The 17705-nt window shown below is 49.6% G+C and carries 17 protein-coding genes and 1 tRNA gene; 14 read left to right on the top strand and 4 right to left on the bottom strand.

Annotated elements, in window-relative coordinates; all coding sequences use genetic code 11:
* Positions 1–293: 293 nt before the first annotated feature.
* A tRNA-Ile gene (locus tag JF818_RS11105) sits at positions 294–367 on the bottom strand.
* 181 nt (positions 368–548) lie between these two features.
* On the opposite strand from JF818_RS11105, the gene JF818_RS11100 reads away from it, so the two are divergent.
* From JF818_RS11100 to JF818_RS16560, 4 genes are all read left to right on the top strand, one after another.
* On the top strand, positions 549–1625 hold the full coding sequence (locus tag JF818_RS11100) for a hypothetical protein (protein ID WP_198892074.1): 1077 nt from the start codon (positions 549–551) through the stop codon (positions 1623–1625).
* Positions 1626–1636: 11 nt separating this feature from the next.
* A complete protein-coding gene (locus JF818_RS16430; protein WP_233067361.1) occupies positions 1637–2437 on the top strand; it encodes a YecA family protein in 801 nt (266 codons plus the stop codon).
* 76 nt (positions 2438–2513) lie between these two features.
* On the top strand, positions 2514–3242 hold the full coding sequence (locus JF818_RS16565) for an NAD(P)/FAD-dependent oxidoreductase (RefSeq protein WP_198892073.1): 729 nt from the start codon (positions 2514–2516) through the stop codon (positions 3240–3242).
* Positions 3230–3994 carry an NAD(P)/FAD-dependent oxidoreductase gene (locus tag JF818_RS16560; protein WP_198892072.1) on the top strand — a complete coding sequence of 255 codons (765 nt, stop codon included), beginning with the start codon at positions 3230–3232 and terminating at the stop codon, positions 3992–3994. Before JF818_RS16565 ends, JF818_RS16560 begins: the two co-directional genes overlap by 13 nt.
* A 62-nt stretch (positions 3995–4056) precedes the next feature.
* Here JF818_RS16560 and JF818_RS11080 read toward each other — a convergent pair whose 3' ends face one another.
* On the bottom strand, positions 4057–4722 hold the full coding sequence (locus JF818_RS11080; protein ID WP_198892071.1) for a septal ring lytic transglycosylase RlpA family protein: 666 nt from the start codon (positions 4720–4722) through the stop codon (positions 4057–4059).
* Between the two features lie 82 nt (positions 4723–4804).
* Between JF818_RS11080 and lysS the strand changes: the two genes are divergently transcribed.
* Positions 4805–6379 (top strand): lysine--tRNA ligase, encoded by a 1575-nt coding sequence (gene lysS, locus JF818_RS11075; protein ID WP_198892070.1) that lies wholly within the window; start codon positions 4805–4807, stop codon positions 6377–6379.
* A gap of 80 nt (positions 6380–6459) precedes the next feature.
* Positions 6460–7080, top strand: a complete 621-nt coding sequence (locus JF818_RS11070) for a flavodoxin family protein (protein ID WP_198892069.1) — start codon at positions 6460–6462, stop codon at positions 7078–7080.
* On the opposite strand, the gene era is transcribed toward JF818_RS11070, so the two are convergent.
* Positions 7077–7958 carry a GTPase Era gene (gene era, locus JF818_RS11065; protein WP_198892068.1) on the bottom strand — a complete coding sequence of 294 codons (882 nt, stop codon included), beginning with the start codon at positions 7956–7958 and terminating at the stop codon, positions 7077–7079. The genes JF818_RS11070 and era overlap by 4 nt on opposite strands.
* A 155-nt stretch (positions 7959–8113) precedes the next feature.
* Between era and JF818_RS11060 the strand changes: the two genes are divergently transcribed.
* From JF818_RS11060 to JF818_RS11050, 3 genes are read left to right on the top strand one after another with little or no spacing between them, the layout of a single operon-like run.
* The gene (locus JF818_RS11060) at positions 8114–8689 is read left to right on the top strand and encodes an ATP-dependent Clp protease proteolytic subunit (protein ID WP_198892076.1); all 576 of its coding nucleotides are present in this window, start codon (positions 8114–8116) and stop codon (positions 8687–8689) included.
* A 6-nt stretch (positions 8690–8695) separates the two neighbouring features.
* On the top strand, positions 8696–10924 hold the full coding sequence (locus JF818_RS11055) for an MFS transporter (protein WP_233067346.1): 2229 nt from the start codon (positions 8696–8698) through the stop codon (positions 10922–10924).
* A 32-nt stretch (positions 10925–10956) separates the two neighbouring features.
* Complete coding sequence (locus tag JF818_RS11050; RefSeq protein WP_198892067.1) at positions 10957–11967, top strand: endonuclease/exonuclease/phosphatase family protein; 1011 nt, start codon at positions 10957–10959, stop codon at positions 11965–11967.
* Positions 11968–11972: 5 nt separating this feature from the next.
* On the opposite strand, the gene JF818_RS11045 is transcribed toward JF818_RS11050, so the two are convergent.
* Entirely contained in the window at positions 11973–12608 is a 636-nt protein-coding gene (locus JF818_RS11045) for a redox-sensing transcriptional repressor Rex (protein ID WP_198892066.1), read from the bottom strand.
* Between the two features lie 177 nt (positions 12609–12785).
* Here JF818_RS11045 and JF818_RS11040 point away from each other — a divergent pair, with 177 nt between their 5' ends.
* From JF818_RS11040 to JF818_RS11020, 5 genes are all read left to right on the top strand, one after another.
* On the top strand, positions 12786–13259 hold the full coding sequence (locus JF818_RS11040; RefSeq protein ID WP_198892065.1) for an NAD(P)H-dependent oxidoreductase subunit E: 474 nt from the start codon (positions 12786–12788) through the stop codon (positions 13257–13259).
* A gap of 19 nt (positions 13260–13278) precedes the next feature.
* Complete coding sequence (locus tag JF818_RS11035) at positions 13279–13890, top strand: sensor histidine kinase (protein ID WP_198892064.1); 612 nt, start codon at positions 13279–13281, stop codon at positions 13888–13890.
* An 11-nt stretch (positions 13891–13901) separates the two neighbouring features.
* Positions 13902–14306, top strand: a complete 405-nt coding sequence (locus JF818_RS11030) for a ferredoxin (protein WP_117329133.1) — start codon at positions 13902–13904, stop codon at positions 14304–14306.
* Complete coding sequence (locus tag JF818_RS11025; protein ID WP_198892063.1) at positions 14306–16093, top strand: NADH-quinone oxidoreductase subunit NuoF; 1788 nt, start codon at positions 14306–14308, stop codon at positions 16091–16093. Before JF818_RS11030 ends, JF818_RS11025 begins: the two co-directional genes overlap by 1 nt.
* Before the next feature lie 21 nt (positions 16094–16114).
* Positions 16115–17705: [FeFe] hydrogenase, group A (locus tag JF818_RS11020; RefSeq protein WP_198892062.1), on the top strand; the 1591-nt coding region annotated here is incomplete at its 3' end.

Here is a 17705-nt window from a genome sequence, read left to right as displayed (position 1 = left end):
CCCGCTCCAGGTGAGCAAGCTTCTCTTTCCTTGTATAGGTGTGATAGTGCATCGATTACTTCTCCTTTCCTTGATTGATGATTGTGTTCATTCTATTGAAGGAGATTCGGTTGATTAAGAGCGATTTATAGTGCGCTTACTCTGAAAACGCGAATTGGCGATTCCAAGTTCCAGGTAGAACTGTCACAAAATCCACATCGGCTAAAATCAGGATTTTGCTAGCCCACTTTAGACCACATTCAGATCTTATTCCCCAACACAAAACCTCCCTGCATTGCAAGGAGGTTTGTCTTTGGGCCCAGAAGGACTTGAACCTTCGACCCACGGATTATGAGTCCGATGCTCTAACCAACTGAGCTATAGGCCCGAAAAGCTGTATGTAATCTAAAGGATTTTTCGAAGAATGTAAAGAATCTTTTCGTTGGTATCGATTAGTCTTCTTAAATATGCTGAAAGCCATGCTTTTTCTTGGAAAAGGGTAGTACCCATGGTACCATTACCGTACTTGGGAGAAGGAGACAATGAGTAGGAAGTATAGAGTATTGTGCTTGTTCATACTTGTACTGACTTCTTATAGTGTCTTTGCCTCCTGGAGCTTTGTATATGAAAGTTGGGAGGGACACCCGAGAATAGGCTCTTCCTTGATTCCCACCGGCATCAGATCAGGTGTTACCTCTGACCTCAGGCCAATCTTCTCCGGTTGGGAAACTGATCTTGTCCTCTTAGCCAAAGCAGGCTTTCATGAACGGGTGCTTTGGCAGCATCCTGTCAGCGGAGTACTTCTTTCTTCCTCTCCTCTTATCTTTGACCTCCTGCAGTTTGATTGGACCATTGGAATCAAGCAAAGCCTTGGTTCTAAGCAAAACATCTTTCTTGGCTACCGTGGCTCCTATGAACAAGCCCTCGACTCCATGGTTGAAGGAGATGTATTGGATAGTGGAACAGTCCTTGGTATTGACCCTTGGTTCTCTTCCTATGGAGGAAACACCCACTACGGAAAACTCTCAGGAATCGGTACCAGTGTATTGCTCAGCTATTCTTACAACCAAGAAGAAGAACTTCTTGATGGCTTGGCCTTTGAAAGTTCCCTCTTCGTAGGACCGAAACTGCTGAATACCAACGCCTCCTATCTAGCATTTACTGCTGAAGGGGCAGGGGCTTTGATGATCTATCAAGAACTTGATGAGAAACAACATAATCTCTATTCCATCATCTTCCGTGACAACCTCCAGCTCACCTATACACTAGGAAGTCATATTCCTGTGTCGGTTTTACAAGAAACATCTCTCGGAAGTTTGGTCAGGGGCTACGGTAGTGGCCAGTACCCCTTGGATGGAGCACTGGCAAACCGATTCTCCCTCTGCTTCAACGGGCCAGAACCCTTTACCAAAGGATTCTATCCCCGTCTTATCCTCTTCTTTGATGTTGGCTATGGCTTTGGCCAGCTGGTTAATGCTTCTGTTTCGTCCTCGGCCTTTCTTGCCAGCACCGGGGTATCGGTTACCTACTCACTCCTTTCCTACATGGACATAGGCTACCAAATGGCATATCTTATGGAAGGGCCCAATCCCTTACAACCAGGAAAGGCCATGGTAGGGGAGTTGGTAGCACACCTCCATTTTTAGGTAGGAGCATTATGGAAGATAATTTGGACAAACTTGTATTATCATTTGATGATAAAGAGTATCAGATAGAGAATTTTCGGATATGTCCCAATCCCACTTGTGACTGTACTACCATCGGGTTCTTACTTGATGATGTACTGGTGTCCTTGGATGTTGTACGAAAAGAGATTGCAGAGGACCCAGTAGCAGACAGGGAGACTTCAGAGAAAGTCGTAGAAATCCTAACCGACGAACAATGGGAACTGTTGCTGTATATATACTATGACGAAAAGAATTTGTTGATTGAGAATATAGAAGACTATTCTTGTCTTCGTTATGACTTTTCGAATCTATCTGTTGAACAAGGCAATATCTTCTATGATTGGATTTTCCCGAACGCACAGCCATTCGTGTTTGAGCATGAAGGAGCGTTCTTCGCTGTAGTCGACCAGTACTGTTTAAACCCTGAATGCTCTTGCAAGCATGTAATTCTTTCTTTTTACAAAGCAGAGGAATCCTTCCAGAAAACACCGCTCAAGAATTGTGTGTTGGACTATCAGAAGAACCGTTTTCTTCCCCTAGAAGAGGGGGATGTCCTTGACTGGAAGCTCATTGCATCCTTTACAAAAGCCAAACCTAGCTATACTCGGTTCTACAAGAAACGTCATGCAGGTCTTCGCCTGATGTATGATACCTACCTACAAAGCAGGGTATCTAGAGAAAAAATTGAGCAAGAGGCCATCATTAACGCCTTTTCCAAAATTGGACGTAATGACCCCTGTCCTTGTGGTAGTGGTAAGAAGTATAAAAAATGCTGTGGTGCAAATAAATAGCATGTAATGATTTCTCTATCTAATATGTATTCGATATGCGTCAATAAAGCAGTTAAATTCTGAGAGGCGGCATATCATGAGTACTGACCATGTGGTAATTATCGGGGCAGGTATCGCAGGACTCTCTGCAGCCTCATTTCTCGCTCGTAGTGGCTATACCGTAACCGTGCTGGAGAGCCATGCCCTGCCTGGTGGTCTCTGTACCTCCTGGAAACGAGGTCAGTACACCATCGACTACTGTGTACACTGGCTCATGGGAACCAAAGAAGGTTCTGAGTTCAACCAACTCTGGAAAGACCTTGGGGCTTTTACCAATGACGATGGCTCTACGGTACCGATTGTCAACTTTGACCAGTTTTCCACGATGGGACTCTCCAAAGGCGATTCCATTACACTCTACAGTGACCTTGAAGCCTTGGAAAAGGAACTGCTTCGCTATGGAGATGAAGACCGGAAGGAAGTCCATGCATTCATTGCCAGTTTGAAGAAACTGGGTACCAGATTCTCAGATGAAAAAACGAACATTCTTGGTTCCATCTCCCAATTCCTCACCCTGTTCAAGCACCTCCAACCAATGAAGGAGTACTCAAAGCGATTCAAGAGCCAGATACTGCAAGAGCTTTTCTCTACTGAGATTCCAGAGGATTGGTCATTGATAGCACTCACGTTAGGGCTCTCCCAGCAACCATACCAATGCGCCGGCTATCCAGTCGGAGGTTCCCTGAACCTCGCCAAGAACATAGAGAGAGAGAAGCAAAGCGACTTGGAGTCACATTCAGATATAACAGCACGGTGGATCGCATAGTAGTGGAGGATGGCGTTGCCAAAGGCGTAACGCTTCGTGGAGGAGAACACGTTGACGCTGATTATGTGATCAGCGCAGCAGATGGCCATACCACGCTCTTTGGTATGCTTGAAGGGAAATACCTTTCCAAGCCTTACCAGAAGGCCTATGAAAGCTATCCTCTCTTCCCATCCAGCATCATGGTCGCCTTGGGCCTCAAAGGTGATTATTCTGGGTACCCTCATGAAAGTTCCCCCTATTTTAAAGAACCGATCATATTGTTTGATGGCAGCAGCCATAATCGATTCAACCTAAACGTCTACCACTACGACCCAACCCTTGCCCCGAAGGGGAAGACACTCATCACCGTCATGTTCAACACCTGGGAAGGCGAGAAGTGGCAGCAGCTTGCAACGGATAATCCGAAGCAGTACGAAGAGGAGAAGAGCAAGCTCACCAAAGAAGTGCTTGCACGACTTGAAAAGATTATCGGGCCATTGGAAGACAAGGTTGAAATGGTTGATGTCTCAACACCTCACTCGGTCATTCGCTACACGGGAAACTGGCAGGGTAGCTTTGAAGGCTTTGCTCCCACAAAAGCAACACTCTCAAAGAGCCTTCCCAAGACGCTTCCAGGATTGAAGCACTTTGCGATGATCGGGCAGTGGACAACCCCCGGAGGTGGTCTTCCTACCGCCGCGAAGGATGGGTTGGATATAGCGAAGAAGCTCTGCAAAGAGCATGGAAAACCCTTTACCTCAAAACTATCCTAAAGACAATAAACGGCGTCCTTTTCAGGGCGCCGTTCTAAAGTTGTTATGTTTGTTTTTCTGTATTATCGGTACGGATTATCCTCACTCTTCTTCAGTACATTGCTCTCGGAGAATCCCAATGCTGAGAGTGCCTGCATCGTCCTCTGTAACTGATAGGCAGGGATCCACCTGACCGTCAGTCGTACTGCCTTGCTCTCGGGGAGTTGCTCAGCATAGGGTTTCAGTCCTGCATTGAGTATGCGGTCATACTGTGCATAGGCAGTGAGCAGGGAAGAGTAGGCACCAACCTGGATCTGGTACCAACCGGTATCACCAGCCCGCTTGTACTTTGACTCTGGAATCTCTGGCTCGAAGATAAGGGTCAACTCAACATTGGCAATACCGGCATCGAGCATATCGATCTGCTCAGCAGAGGATGGGGTTAGGTCGATGATTCTTCCATCAACATACGGCCCCCTGTCGTTGATCCTTACATCGACACTCCTCCCATTATCCTTGTTGGTCACCCTGACGATGGTGCCGAATTTCAGACTCTTGTGGGCAGCCGAAAGGCTGGTGGGGTCGAATATTTCACCATTGGCAGTAAGACTCTCGCTTTTGTCACTGGTGTACCAGGAAGCTATCCCTTTTTCTATTACCGTACCGGGCTGCAACTTCTCTTCCTCTTCAGCAAAGAGGAAGCCTGTACAAAGAAGCACCACTACTAGCAAAGCAATCAATCGTTTCATACTCAAGAGTATACGCTCTCGCTCTTTGTTTTGGCAACCAGCAGTTGAACTCATGGCTGTCTTTCCACTATAATCGACGGTTATGAGCGAAAAGAACGTATCTACACATTGGGCGGATATATACGCCGACAAGATTATTCGTGAGAAAGGGGAAAAGGAGCACTATACCTGTGCTTCCGGCATTACCCCTTCTGGCACAGTCCATATAGGAAACTTCCGGGAGATCATCTCGGTCGAGCTGGTGGTGAGAGCCCTTCGAGAGAAAGGCAAAAACGTCCGCTTCATCTACAGCTGGGATGACTATGACGTATTCAGGAAAGTTCCCAAGAACATGCCTGAGCCAGAAATGCTTTCCACCTACCTCCGTAAACCCATTACCCTCGTTCCCGATACCCTTGGCCGGGCCGAGAACTATGCGCGTGGAAACGAGCAGGATGTAGAGCGCATCCTTCCCGCTGTTGGGGTTGAGCCTGAGTACATCTACCAGGCAAAGCGGTACCGCGCAAGTGAGTACGCCCAAGGAATGCGCCTTGCCCTTGAGAAACGTGATGAGATCCGAGCCATCCTTGATGAGTTCAGGACTGAACCGTTGGAGAAGGATTGGTGGCCAATCTCTGTCTTCTCCAACTTTACCGACAAGGATACCACCACCGTGCTCGATTGGGACGGCGAGTGGAACATCACCTACCGGGACGATGAGACCGGCCAGACGGAAACCGTCGACCTCAGGACCACCAGCTGTGCAAAGCTGCCATGGCGTCTTGACTGGCCGATGCGTTGGGCACATGAGCAGGTGGATTTTGAACCCGCAGGAAAGGACCACCACAGTGAAGGCGGTTCCTTCGACACCTCCCGCAAGATGGTCCAGGTATTTGGTGGGGAAGCACCTGTTTCCTTCCAGTACGACTTCATCAGCATCAAGGGACGGGGTGGAAAGATTTCCTCATCCAGTGGAGAAGTTGTCTCACTTTATGATGTCCTGGAAGTCTATACCCCTGAGGTTGCCCGCTACATGTTCGCCGGAACCCGGCCGAACACAGAGTTTGCCATCTCCTTCGACCTCGATGTCCTGAAGATCTATGAGGACTATGATACCTGTGAACGAATCTACTTCGGTCTGCAGGAAGTGAATGAGAAACGCAAGGCAAAGGAGAAGCGGATCTACGAACTCAGCCAGGTGAAGGGGCTTCCCTCCGAGCCCAGCTACCAGATTCCCTTCCGCCACCTCTGCAACCTCTTGCAGCTCCATGAAGGGGACATTGAAAGGGCAATCTCAACCTTGGACGATATGACTGACAGCCAGAGGGACAGACTCAGGGTCCGCTGTGCATGCGCCTGGAACTGGATCACCACCTTTGCTCCGGAGGACTTCAAGTACCGCCTTTCCAATGAGAATGACCCCTTGGTAGAGCTTACTGACCAAGAGAAGGCTGCAGTGTACGCGCTTCGTGAGGTGGTCAAGGTTATGGACCAGATCGAGGACAAGGAGTATACCACTCGCCTCTATGACTCAGCAAAGGACAATGGCCTGGACACCGGTGCCTTCTTCAAGCTGATCTACCGCATCATGATCGGGAAAGACCGGGGACCAAAACTTGGACCCTTCCTCCAGACCTGCGGTAAGGAGAAAGTGCTTTCAATCCTTGGGCGATACTAAACTACTTGGATATATGGTTTGCAGGGAGCTTTCTGAGCTCCCTGTCGCCGTTTTAAGACCAGAGAGAATAGGAGTTTTAGATGAATGTTTTGATGATCAACACAAGTCCACACGAGAATGGTTGCACCAATCGTGCATTGCAAGAGGTCTCCTCTGTATTGAAACAGTGGAATATTGACAGTGAGATTCTCTGGATCGGAAAAGGTTCCCTGCATGGATGCACTGACTGTGGGTACTGTTTTAAGCATGGTTCATGTGTATTCACCGATGATTCGGTCAATGAAGCTGCAAAGAAAGCGGTGAAGGCTGACGCCCTTGTATTGGGATCGGCAGTACACTACGCCTCTGCCGCCGGGGCAGGCAGCGCTTTTCTTGATAGGATGTTTCGTGTTGCATCAAAGCAGATGGCACTCAAGCCGGGGGCCGCTGTGGTCTCCTGCAGGCGGGGTGGGGCAAGCGCCACCTTCGACCAGTTGAACAAGTACTTCACCATCAGCCAGATGCCGGTGGTCTCCTCTACCTATTGGAACAGTGTTCATGGCAACACGGTCGAGGAAGTGGAACAGGACCTGGAAGGACTGCAGGTTATGCGCTATCTGGGGGCAAACCTTGCTTGGTTGCTCTCCTGCATTGATGCAGGCAAAGACACCGTGAAGAAGCCTGTTCCAGAAAAACGCATAGCCACCAATTTTATTCGCTAGCGGAGAATCCGGTCCAGGATGATGGAGTTGTTTCTCCACTTGTCCTGGGCTTTGACCCTGAGGTCGAGACGGAGTTTCTTTCCGGGGAAGATATCGCGGATCTCAGGCTCGGCACCCTTGCGGATTTTTGCGATGCCCGCTCCTCGCTTACCTACCACAATACCCTTCTGCGTATCGCGTTCTACCACGATGAATGCCCGCACCCAAACCGTATTGTTTTCCTCACTGTATTCAATATCGGCAATCTCGACATAGATTGCGTGGGGAATTTCCTCGGTCACCAAGTTGATCGCCTTCTCACGGATGATCTCACTGATACGGAATTCAAGGTTCTGGTCGGTATATGCATCGGCAGGGTAAAGCAATTCACCCTCTGGTGCATGCTTGAACAGCTCGATGAGGATCTCATCGACCCCTTCATCGAGTTTTGCCGAGGCTCCCAGTACTGTTTTCCCTGGCAACATCTCCTCAAGGAATGCCTGGGCTTCTGCTAATTCACTTTCCTTGAGGATGTCACTCTTGTTGATGACACAGATGACCGGGGTTTTTAACTTGGCAATATGGGAGGCAAGAGCTTTCTCCTCTTCTCCTGCACTGCGCTTGGCATCAAGGATATAGAGTACTGCATCGTTCTCCTCGAGGGTCTTCAGCGCAGTCTCTTGCAGGCGCTTGTTCAACGTTTTTTCACTGAGGTGGAAACCAGGAGTATCGGTGAAGATCAACTGGCCCCTCTCGTCGGTATAGATACCCCTGATCGCATTCCTGGTGGTTTGCGGGGTACTGGCGGTAATGGAGACCTTCATCTCACAAATCGTATTGAGCAGGGTGCTCTTTCCAGCTGATGGTCTGCCGATAATGGCAACCGTAGCACATTTCATACACTGTTCTCCTAATTAATGGCCTCAGTATACTGTTTCATATCCTTTCTGCCTACATCCCCTCTTTCTTACCTGCTATGCCTTTGCAAGAATGAGAGTATGTGTGTATACTTGCCTTGATGTTCTACATCAAAACCAGTTTGAGTGAGGGGCACATGCCACAAGAAGAAGAAAAAAAGCCTGCAACGCAGGATCCACAGATACAGGAAAAACTCCTAAAAACCCGTTCCATCCTTCTCTCGGGAGAGATTGACAAGGAGAGCGCAGAGTCGGTCATCAAGCAGATGCTCATCCTTGAAGGAGAGAGTGATGAACCGATCAAGATTTTCATCAACAGCCCCGGTGGTGATGTCGATGCAGGCTATGCAATCTTTGACATGGCTCGCTTCATCACTGCTCCCGTTACCATGATTGGGATGGGCTTGGTGGCAAGTGCTGCTGCCTTGGTCCTTTTGGCTGTTCCCAAGGAGCAACGCATTGCGTTGCCTAACTCCACCTACCTCATCCACCAACCGATGAGTGGCATGAAAGGGGTTGCCACTGATATTGAGATTCACGCCCAGCATCTTGAGAAGCTGCGTGAGAAACTTGACAAGCTGATCGCACAGGAGACAGGCAAGAGCCTTGAGGAAGTGCGCAGTGATACCGAACGGGATCATTGGCTTAGTGCAGATGAAGCACAGAGCTATGGTCTAGTCAGCAGAATTGTTAAACAACGGAGTGAATTGTAACTACTCATGCCCAAGACTAGATTCCTCAGTGAAAAAGAAAAGACACTGGGAAGAAAGCATATGTATCGCCAGGAGCTGTATAACGGTGTTGCCTACAGCCTCCTCGGCGATACAATTGTTTATTTGCTCGCTATTTATTTTGGTGCCAGTAACATCGCCCTTGGCTATATAGCTTCAGCAAGTTATATTGCTGGAATTGTGCTTCCCTTTGTCCCCCAGGTCTTCAAGGGAAGGAACCAGGTAAAGGTACAGACACTTGTGTGGATTCTCCGTGGGCTTGTCTCCCTCGGGTATTTGGGGCTTTTCTTCCTCAGCGGGGACTGGGCAGTGATTCTTCTGCTCTCGGTCTACACCCTGTTCAATGTGTTCAGGATGATCGGTATTGCCCTCATTGACTCAACACTCAAGAGTATCAGCAGTATTGCCAACCGAGGAAAGGTTGTTGCCAATGTGAATGCAGCCTACCAGAGCTCCTCTTTGGTGGTTCGATGTATCTCCGCCTTGGTTCTGGGTATTGAACGGTTCAGTGGTTTAGTTGGTCTGGTGACCATGCAGATCCTTGGAGTGTTGGTGAACTTCATGGCGAGCCATGAGATGGCACGCATTCCCAGCCGCAGTACGGTTGATTACAAGAAAGGAAGAGGCGTATTCGTCCTTCTTAAGGAAGCTATGAAGCAGGCTGCTTTCAGCAGAAGGCTTTACCTGAGATGGCTTTCCACAGCAGTGGCCGTTGTTTTTGCCCTTACCACCCCATTCCTTCGTGTTGAATTGGGGCTGTCCAACTCGCTTGTGCTTGTCTATTCGGTTGTGCTGGGTGTATCGGTCATGGCCGCTAGTTTTATCAGCAAACAGTTCTCCGACCGCTTGGGCAGCCGGCCTTTGGTGCTCTTCTCCACGATATTCTCACTCTTCTTTTTCATGGCCTGGGCCTTGATTACCCCAGAGGCTAACCCCATATGGTTCTTTGTCCTTGGATTCTTCACCAACTTCTTCATTGCTCTGATCAGCATGCTTGTCTATCGTTTGATCACCCAGGTGATGCCTGATGATGAGACAGTTGCATTCAACTCAATGGTCAATTTCTTTATTGCCATTGTAGCATTCGTTGTTGGACTGGTCAGTGGCCTGCTTGGTGATCTAGGACATATTTCCAGAGACCTGTTTGTAGTTGATGGAATAGCTGCCGGCAACGGGTACACCCTGGTGTTTGTCTTTGCCATCCTCCTCACCGCTGTTGAAATCTTGGTGGCTTCCCGGCTGCAGGAGTATGGTGCATACACCTCACAGCAGGCGGCACAAGTTATTTTCAGTATGCATGGACTCAGGGCAGTCTCCATGATTGAGAAGCTTGAGAGGACTCGGGATCCAGCCAAGCGTAGATTTCTGATGCTCTCCCTCGGGGGGAACCTGAACAATCTTGCCACCAGTGAACTTCGTATGATTCTCCGCAGTCCCTTTTCTCCTGATAAGCGTGATGCAGTGAGAGCGCTCGGCGACCGCCCCCGAAAAGCCTTGCTCGATGACTTGATCATTGTTGCACAAGACGATGACTCTTACGTCCAGCTTGATGCCATCGCCTCCCTGGGTGCATATAGAAAGGAAGAGAAGGCTAAGAATGCCTTGGTTAACCTTATGCTCCATGGTAGGTGGTCGTCGGTTCGCTCGATGGCCAGCAAATCCCTTGCCCATATTACCGAGGGTACTGAATACCTGCCTCTGGTCAACGAGCTGAGCCACTCAGCGAAGCATATTGATGAAATCATCGACTATCTTATCGCCAAGCGTTTCATGGACAAGGAAGGAACGTTTTACCAGGAGTTCTTCATCTCGGTTGAACAAGGAAGAAGTGCCACCTTCCGCCAGACCCGCTATGCGGTTATTGCCACCTTCCTGAAGTTCGGCTCTCCCCGGCTTTCCCATCTGTATGAGCAGATGAACCTTGGGTACCCCAAGGACTTCCTCTCTCCCTTCCTCTCGGAGGCAAGGGACCTCGATCAGATCGACCAAGCATATAAGACTGTACTTTCCTACTTTGAAAAGAAGGAATGGGAGCCGCTCAGATCTTTCTGCATGGATATCCTGGATAACAGTGATGTCTCGTTCGATCCATGTTTTGAGAATCTCAAGCAAGGATTGTTGAAAGCGAAGGAGATGGACATCGAAGCCTTCGATGAACAGGATGCGGTTGCCATGCTCTATTTCAGTTACTCACTCGGGAAAAACGCACAGAACTGAAGCAGTAGTGGAACATCGTGCTCTTAAGGAGCATGATGATCTTATTGCTTACTATCTCCCTGCTCCTGTTTTCTGGATGCGATGCAACCATCTCAGCGGATGAGAAGACCTTCTCTGTGCTCTCCTATAATGTACAGAATCTCTTTGATGCAACAATTGACGGTTCTGAATATGAGGAGTACCAAGACCCGGATATCTGGGATGAAGGCTCCTATCGTCTTCGACTCAAGACACTTGCAAATGTACTGCTGGACCGTTCCCTTGCACTTCCTGATGTCATCGTGCTGCAGGAAGTGGAAGGATCCAATGTTGTACATGATCTCTTGTACCACCATCTTTCCCGTAAGGGATATCGTTGGTATGCGGTCAGTAAAGGAGAAGACAGCCCGATTGCTGTGGCAATCATCAGCAGGCATCCTGTCTCGGACTCTGTGGTACATGCAGCTCCTGGGTGCAGGCCGTTTTTGGAAGCGAGTATTGAGACCGGCAGGGGGAATGTGGTGGTCTTTGCCTTGCACGCCAAGAGCAGAATCGGAGGGGATGAGGAGACTGAGGAGAGGCGAATTGCCCTCTCAGGGGCTCTTGCAATGGCTGCAAAGGGTCATGAAGGGACACTGACCTTGCTCTGCGGGGATTTCAATGAAAATCCTGATGCAGTATGGGATGCCGGAGGAAGGCAGACCGCTTTGGTGGATATCTCATACCCACTGAGCAACCAATTCATACAGGATGGCTCTCTCGCTGTTACCGGTGAAAAGAACAAGGTTGGCCCCTCACAGTGGTATAGCCCCTATCTGGATTCCCAATACGAGTTCCTCTCTCCTCCAGGCAGTTGTTGCTGGACAGGGCAGTGGCACCGCTATGACCAGATACTTGGCAATGGCTACCTCTTTGATGGATTGGGCTGGGAGTATGACGCGTTCTCCATCTGTGGGCTTCCATCCCTGCTGAAGAGTGATGGTACCCCCTATGGGTGGGATTTCAAGATAAAAAATGGGGTCAGCGACCACCTTCCGGTTTTGCTGACCCTCACTCGTCGTTAGACGCTTCAACTGTTCTTGGGGAACTTCAACTCATAGAAAATCTGTTCAAGTTCCAGAGCAATATTGATGTTATGCACCACGGGGGAGCGTCCATCTTCCTGTTTTTGTGCCTTGAGCGTGATGGGGCTGAAGTTCAGGATACCCATAACCCCTGCTGTGAGTAGTCTCTCATAGCTATCCTGTGCAGCCTGCTCAGGAACGGTGATAATGCCTGCGGTAACCTCGAGTGCCTCGACAACTTCATCAATCCTGCTGATGGGGTAGATGGGCACGGGATGGGATGCATCGCTGTATACCAAGGGGTCACTGTCAAAGCCTGCGACTATCCTGATACCATCAGGTTCAAAGCCATTATAGTGCATCAAGGCCTTCCCGATTCTTCCGCAACCTACGATGATACAGTTCTGACTGTCTCCTTTCCCGAGGATCTCACCCAAACCTTTGAGCAGATCATGGATCTCATACCCACCGCGTTTCTGGCCATGGATGCCCAACTGGGAGAAATCCTTGCGTACGATGGCCGCCGAAACGCCTGCTGCATCGGCAAGGTTGTGGGCAAACACTTTCTCAAGTCCGATAGTCTTGAGACGATTAAGCGAGCGATAGTATCGAGTGATCCGTATCAGCTGGTCATTGTTCATAGTGGAATCTCCTATTTATGTGAAATAATGTACATTAACTCGAATAAATGGTCAATATACTTCAATTAAAATCCTTTACTCCCTTGGAAAAAAGAATTTATAGTGAAATAGATATGTACAAACTCTTTGGAAAAGTGTTAGGATACCCTAAAACGTAAATTGGGTACTGGAGGTTACATGTCGGACATTAACGAAGTCACGTTCTCACCCGAATTGGTAGCATTCATCAAGGAATGGAAAACCAAGCAGGGTAATCTCATTATGGTGCTCCACAGGGTACAACAAGAGCATGGCTACATCTCCCGCGAAGCGGCTGATAAGGTAGCGGATTTGCTTGATGTGCCTTTGGCAACCATCTGGGGTGTCGTAACATTCTACCACTTCTTCAAGCTGACCAAGCCTGGCAAGCACAACATTCAGGTGTGCATGGGTACGGCCTGCTATCTCAAGGGTGGTCAGGCGATCATTGACGAGTTGGATAAGCAACTGAATTTGCCGGTAGGAGCAGTAACAGAAGATGGAATCTTCTCCTTGGAGGCGGTGCGTTGTGTCGGTTGCTGCGGGCTTGCCCCGGTCATGACCGTTGGTGGAGAGGTTTTCGGTAAGGTCACCAAGGACCAAGTTGCCGGAATCATCGCGAAGTTCAGATAAAGGAGAGAGGTATCTCTCTATGCATATCTGCATCGATGACTATCTGTTGGATATCGTACAGAACTCGTTTGAGGCAGGCAGTTCCCTGGTGGAACTCACCTTCGCTGAGACGGGAACCAAGCTTTTCTGTGAGATACGAGACAACGGAAAGGGAATGAGTGCAGAAATCCAGAGACGTGTGCTGGACCCGTTCTATTCAGATGGGGAGAAGCACAAGAAGCGAAAGGTCGGACTGGGCTTGCCGTTTCTCTCTCAGGCATGTGATGCCTGTGATGGGACCTTTGCCCTGCAGTCGGAAGAGGGGATTGGAACCTCGGTTTCCTTCTCTTTCCGCCTGGACCACATAGATGCCCCTCCTATGGGGAATGTGGCTTCCACTTTCCTGGCACTACTCAGCCATCCTCTCTGTGAAGAGCTGGTGATTGAGCGGAGTCTGGAAACAGGGAAAGGCGGAGACCGTTATACGCTTCGAAAAAGCGAGCTTGAAGCGGTCCTTGGACCATTTGAGACCAGCGGTACATTGGCACTGCTCAGGCAGTACCTTTCCTCTCAGGAGGAAGAGCTGGAACAGTACCGCGAAGAGAATTTGCTGGATATGCACAGAAGAAATACGTCACCTTCCAGACAATAGGAGATGTGAACATGGCTAAAATGACACTTGAAGAGCTGAGAAAGCTCCGTGAAAAGAAGCAGAATGAGATCCAGAAGCGCGATATCGAGGGCAAGGATGCCCGTATTATCGTTGGCATGGGGACCTGTGGTATTGCAGCCGGCGCAAAACCGGTACTTGATACCTTTCTTGAAGTCCTCGACGAGAAGAAAATAGACAATGTCTCGGTCACCCAGACCGGATGCATGGGACTGTGCTATGTGGAGCCGACCATTGAGGTCATTGTTCCTGGTATGCCCGATGTTATCTATGGAAAAGTGGATGTAGAGACGGCACGCAAGATAGTTGAGCAGCATATTATCGGGAAGCAGCTGGTAACCGACCATATGTTCGATCGTCCTGCAGCTGACATCATCAAGAAGGATGGGGGTAAATAATGGCGTTCAGAAACTACATTTTGGTCTGTGGAGGAACAGCGTGTGAATCGAGCCGCGCGGACCAGATTTACCAGAACCTCTTAGAGGAGTGCAAGGCTCAGGGAGTTGCTGACGAGGTACAGATCGTAAAGACCGGATGTTTCGGTTTTTGTGAGCAGGGACCGATTGTAAAGATCCTGCCAGAAGACTCCTTCTACGTGAAAGTTAAACCTGAAGATGCAAAAGAGCTCATCAGTGAGCACATCATCAAGGGCCGTGAAGTCACCCGACTGTTGTATGACAAAGAAGCAAGCCGAAAGAATGCAAAGGTAGAGGATATCAAATTCTACCAGAAACAGTTCAGGATTGTACTTCGCAACTGTGGATTCATTGATCCAGAAAATATTGACGAATATATCGCCCGTGAGGGATACCAGGGCTTGGAGAAGGCTCTCTTTGAGATGACCAGTGAGGACATCATCGAGGAACTGAAGACTGCTGGGCTTCGCGGTCGAGGTGGTGCTGGCTTCCCCACATGGATGAAGTGGAACTTCTCCCGTCAGGCAGAGAACGATACCAAATATGTCGTCTGTAATGCTGATGAAGGGGACCCGGGTGCCTATATGGACCGATCAACGCTTGAAGGTGATCCGCACAGCGTGCTTGAAGCGATGACCATCTGTGGTAAGGCTATTGGAGCAACCAGAGGCTTCATCTATATCCGTGCAGAGTATCCCTTGGCTATCCATCGTCTTGAGATTGCCATGCAGCAGGCTCGTGAATACGGTCTCCTTGGAGAGAACATCCTGGGCAGTGGTTTTGATTTCGATATTGAGATCCGCCTCGGAGCCGGAGCATTTGTCTGTGGTGAAGAGACTGCTCTCTTGCAGTCCCTTGAAGGCAAGCGCGGTATGCCGCAACCTCGTCCTCCATTCCCTGCTGTGAAGGGTCTGTGGGGTAAGCCGACAGTCATCAACAACGTTGAGACCTGGGCTAATATTCCCGTCATCATCACCAAGGGTGGCAACTGGTTCAGCAAGATCGGTACTCCTGACAGTAGGGGAACCAAGGTATTTGCCCTCACCGGTAAGATTCGTAACTCCGGCCTGGTAGAGGTTCCGATGGGTACAACCCTCCGTGAGATCGTATACGACATCGGTGGTGGAATTGCCAATGACAAGAAGTTCAAGGCGGTTCAGACCGGTGGTCCTTCCGGTGGTGTTATCACCGATGCTGACCTGGATACCCCGATTGATTTCGGTTCCTTGGTCCGCATTGGTTCCATGATGGGAAGCGGTGGTATGATCGTCATGGATGAGGATGACTGTATTGTTGACGTTGCGAAGTTCTACCTGAACTTCACTGTTGATGAATCCTGTGGAAAATGCGCACCTTGTAGAATCGGTGGCCGGTCCCTGACCAACATCCTGGAGAAAATCACTTCCGGGAATGGTACCCTTCAGGACCTGGATACACTCGAGACCATCGGGGAAGCAATGAGAAAAGGTTCCTTGTGTGCTTTGGGGCAGACTGCTCCCAATCCGGTCCTATCATCGATCAAGCATTTCAAGGACGAGTACATGGCCCACATTGTGGACAAGAGCTGTCCCAGTGGTACCTGTAAGAAATTGGTCAGGTACTCGATCAATCCCGAGAAATGTATCGGTTGTACGGCTTGTGCACGAAAGTGTCCTGTCGCAGCAATCTCTGGCGAAAGAAAGCAAGTTCACATCATTGACCAGTCCATCTGTATCAAGTGTGGTGTATGTATGGAAACTTGTAAGTTCGGCGCCGTTGAAATCCACTAGGATCAGGTTAGGAGGAATCAATTGAGTATCGTACATGTTAAGATAAACGGCATTCCCGTAGAGGTTGAAGCGGGGACCACTATATTGCTTGCAGCCCGGAAGGCCGGGGTGAACATCCCGACCCTCTGCTACCATGATGACCTCAAGCCGTTTGGCTCATGTGGTCTGTGTATCGTGAAGCAGGAGGGAAGTGCAAAGATCCTCAGAGCTTGTGCTGCCCCTGTTGCAGAGAATATGAGCATCATCACCCACGACCAGGAGCTGTTCCAGGTACGGAAGACCATCTTGGAGATGATCCTCAGCACCCACCCGTCCAGCTGTCTCACCTGTATCCGAAACGGAGAGTGTGAGCTGCAGACATTGGCAGCTGAGTTCGGCATTCGCGAGCAGCCCTTTGAGGTACGCTTGAGTGATCGGCCAAAAGATACATCCTCTGCTTCCATCGTGCTTGACCCTGAGAAGTGCATCAAGTGTGGACGCTGTGTCCAGGTCTGTCAGGATCTGCAGGGTGTCTTTGCCCTTGAGTTCATCGGTCGTGGTGATGGTACCTACATGGCACCAGCTGCAATGCTGCAGCTTGAGGACAGCCCCTGTGTCCGCTGTGGCCAGTGTGCTGCACACTGCCCCGTTGGAGCCATCTATGAGAAGGATGAGATTGCAACCTTCCAGGAAGCAGTCGCAGATCCTGAGAAGCAGGTGGTTGTCCAGATTGCTCCATCAATCCGCGTAGGACTTTCCGAGTCCTTCGGACTTCCTGCTGGCACGGTCACCACCGGTAAGATTTATGCCGCTCTTCGCAGACTTGGCGTTGCAGCAGTGCATGACACCAACTTTGGTGCCGACCTTACCATCATGGAAGAGGGAAGCGAATTGGTGCACCGCCTGACCAAGGGAGGAGCACTTCCCCAGTTTACCTCCTGCTGTCCAGCTTGGGTTGATTATGTCCAGAAATATTATCCGGATCTTTTGGATATGGTTTCCAGTGCAAAGAGCCCAATGCAGATGGTCGGAGCAGTAGAGAAGACCTATACTGCTGAGAAGCATAATATGGATCCAGCGAAGATGTTTACCGTTGCAATCATGCCGTGTACTGCCAAGAAGTATGAGGCTTACCGCGACGAGAGCATGCGCTCCAGTGGTTATCAGGATGTTGATCTTGTGCTCACCACCCGTGAGTTTGCCCGCCTGATCAAGGCAACCGGTATTGATTTCCTCCATCTCGAGGATGAGGAAGCAGACAATCCAGTTGGTGAATACTCTGGAGCCGGTACCATCTTCGGTGCAACCGGTGGTGTCATGGAAGCTGCGGTACGTACCGCCTACCATGTTGTCACTGGAAAAGAGCTCGAGAATGTGGAGGTTGAAGCAGTTCGTGGATTGAGTGAAATCAAGAAAGGAACAGTTGACTTCGATGGAACCCCGGTCCGAGTTGCTGTAGTCCATGGCCTGTCCCATGTTGCTGAAGTACTGGATGAGGTAAGAGCTGCCCGGGCGGCGGGCAAGCAGGCTCCGTATGAGTTCATCGAGGTAATGGCTTGCCGTGGTGGTTGTATCGCCGGTGGTGGTCAACCTTATGGTGCAAACGATGAACTTCGTTTGATGCGTACTGAAG

Source organism: Sphaerochaeta sp. S2, from assembly GCF_016406725.1.
GTDB lineage: Bacteria > Spirochaetota > Spirochaetia > Sphaerochaetales > Sphaerochaetaceae > Sphaerochaeta.
Note: the sequence above shows the minus strand (reverse complement) of the source record. Positions and strands in the feature narration are given on the sequence as shown.

What these genes read in the sequence shown, in the direction of transcription:
- JF818_RS11025 (WP_198892063.1), top strand. Translation starts at nt 14,306, where the DNA reads ATGGCGTTCAGAAACTACATTTTGGTCTGTGGAGGAACAGCGTGTGAA.
- era (WP_198892068.1), bottom strand. Translation starts at nt 7,958, where the DNA reads ATGAAATGTGCTACGGTTGCCATTATCGGCAGACCATCAGCTGGAAAG.
- JF818_RS11055 (WP_233067346.1), top strand. Translation starts at nt 8,696, where the DNA reads ATGCCCAAGACTAGATTCCTCAGTGAAAAAGAAAAGACACTGGGAAGA.
- JF818_RS16430 (WP_233067361.1), top strand. Translation starts at nt 1,637, where the DNA reads ATGGAAGATAATTTGGACAAACTTGTATTATCATTTGATGATAAAGAG.
- JF818_RS11050 (WP_198892067.1), top strand. Translation starts at nt 10,957, where the DNA reads ATGATGATCTTATTGCTTACTATCTCCCTGCTCCTGTTTTCTGGATGC.
- lysS (WP_198892070.1), top strand. Translation starts at nt 4,805, where the DNA reads ATGAGCGAAAAGAACGTATCTACACATTGGGCGGATATATACGCCGAC.
- JF818_RS11070 (WP_198892069.1), top strand. Translation starts at nt 6,460, where the DNA reads ATGAATGTTTTGATGATCAACACAAGTCCACACGAGAATGGTTGCACC.
- JF818_RS11080 (WP_198892071.1), bottom strand. Translation starts at nt 4,722, where the DNA reads ATGAAACGATTGATTGCTTTGCTAGTAGTGGTGCTTCTTTGTACAGGC.
- JF818_RS11040 (WP_198892065.1), top strand. Translation starts at nt 12,786, where the DNA reads ATGTCGGACATTAACGAAGTCACGTTCTCACCCGAATTGGTAGCATTC.
- JF818_RS11060 (WP_198892076.1), top strand. Translation starts at nt 8,114, where the DNA reads ATGCCACAAGAAGAAGAAAAAAAGCCTGCAACGCAGGATCCACAGATA.
- JF818_RS11045 (WP_198892066.1), bottom strand. Translation starts at nt 12,608, where the DNA reads ATGAACAATGACCAGCTGATACGGATCACTCGATACTATCGCTCGCTT.
- JF818_RS16565 (WP_198892073.1), top strand. Translation starts at nt 2,514, where the DNA reads ATGAGTACTGACCATGTGGTAATTATCGGGGCAGGTATCGCAGGACTC.
- JF818_RS11035 (WP_198892064.1), top strand. Translation starts at nt 13,279, where the DNA reads ATGCATATCTGCATCGATGACTATCTGTTGGATATCGTACAGAACTCG.
- JF818_RS11030 (WP_117329133.1), top strand. Translation starts at nt 13,902, where the DNA reads ATGGCTAAAATGACACTTGAAGAGCTGAGAAAGCTCCGTGAAAAGAAG.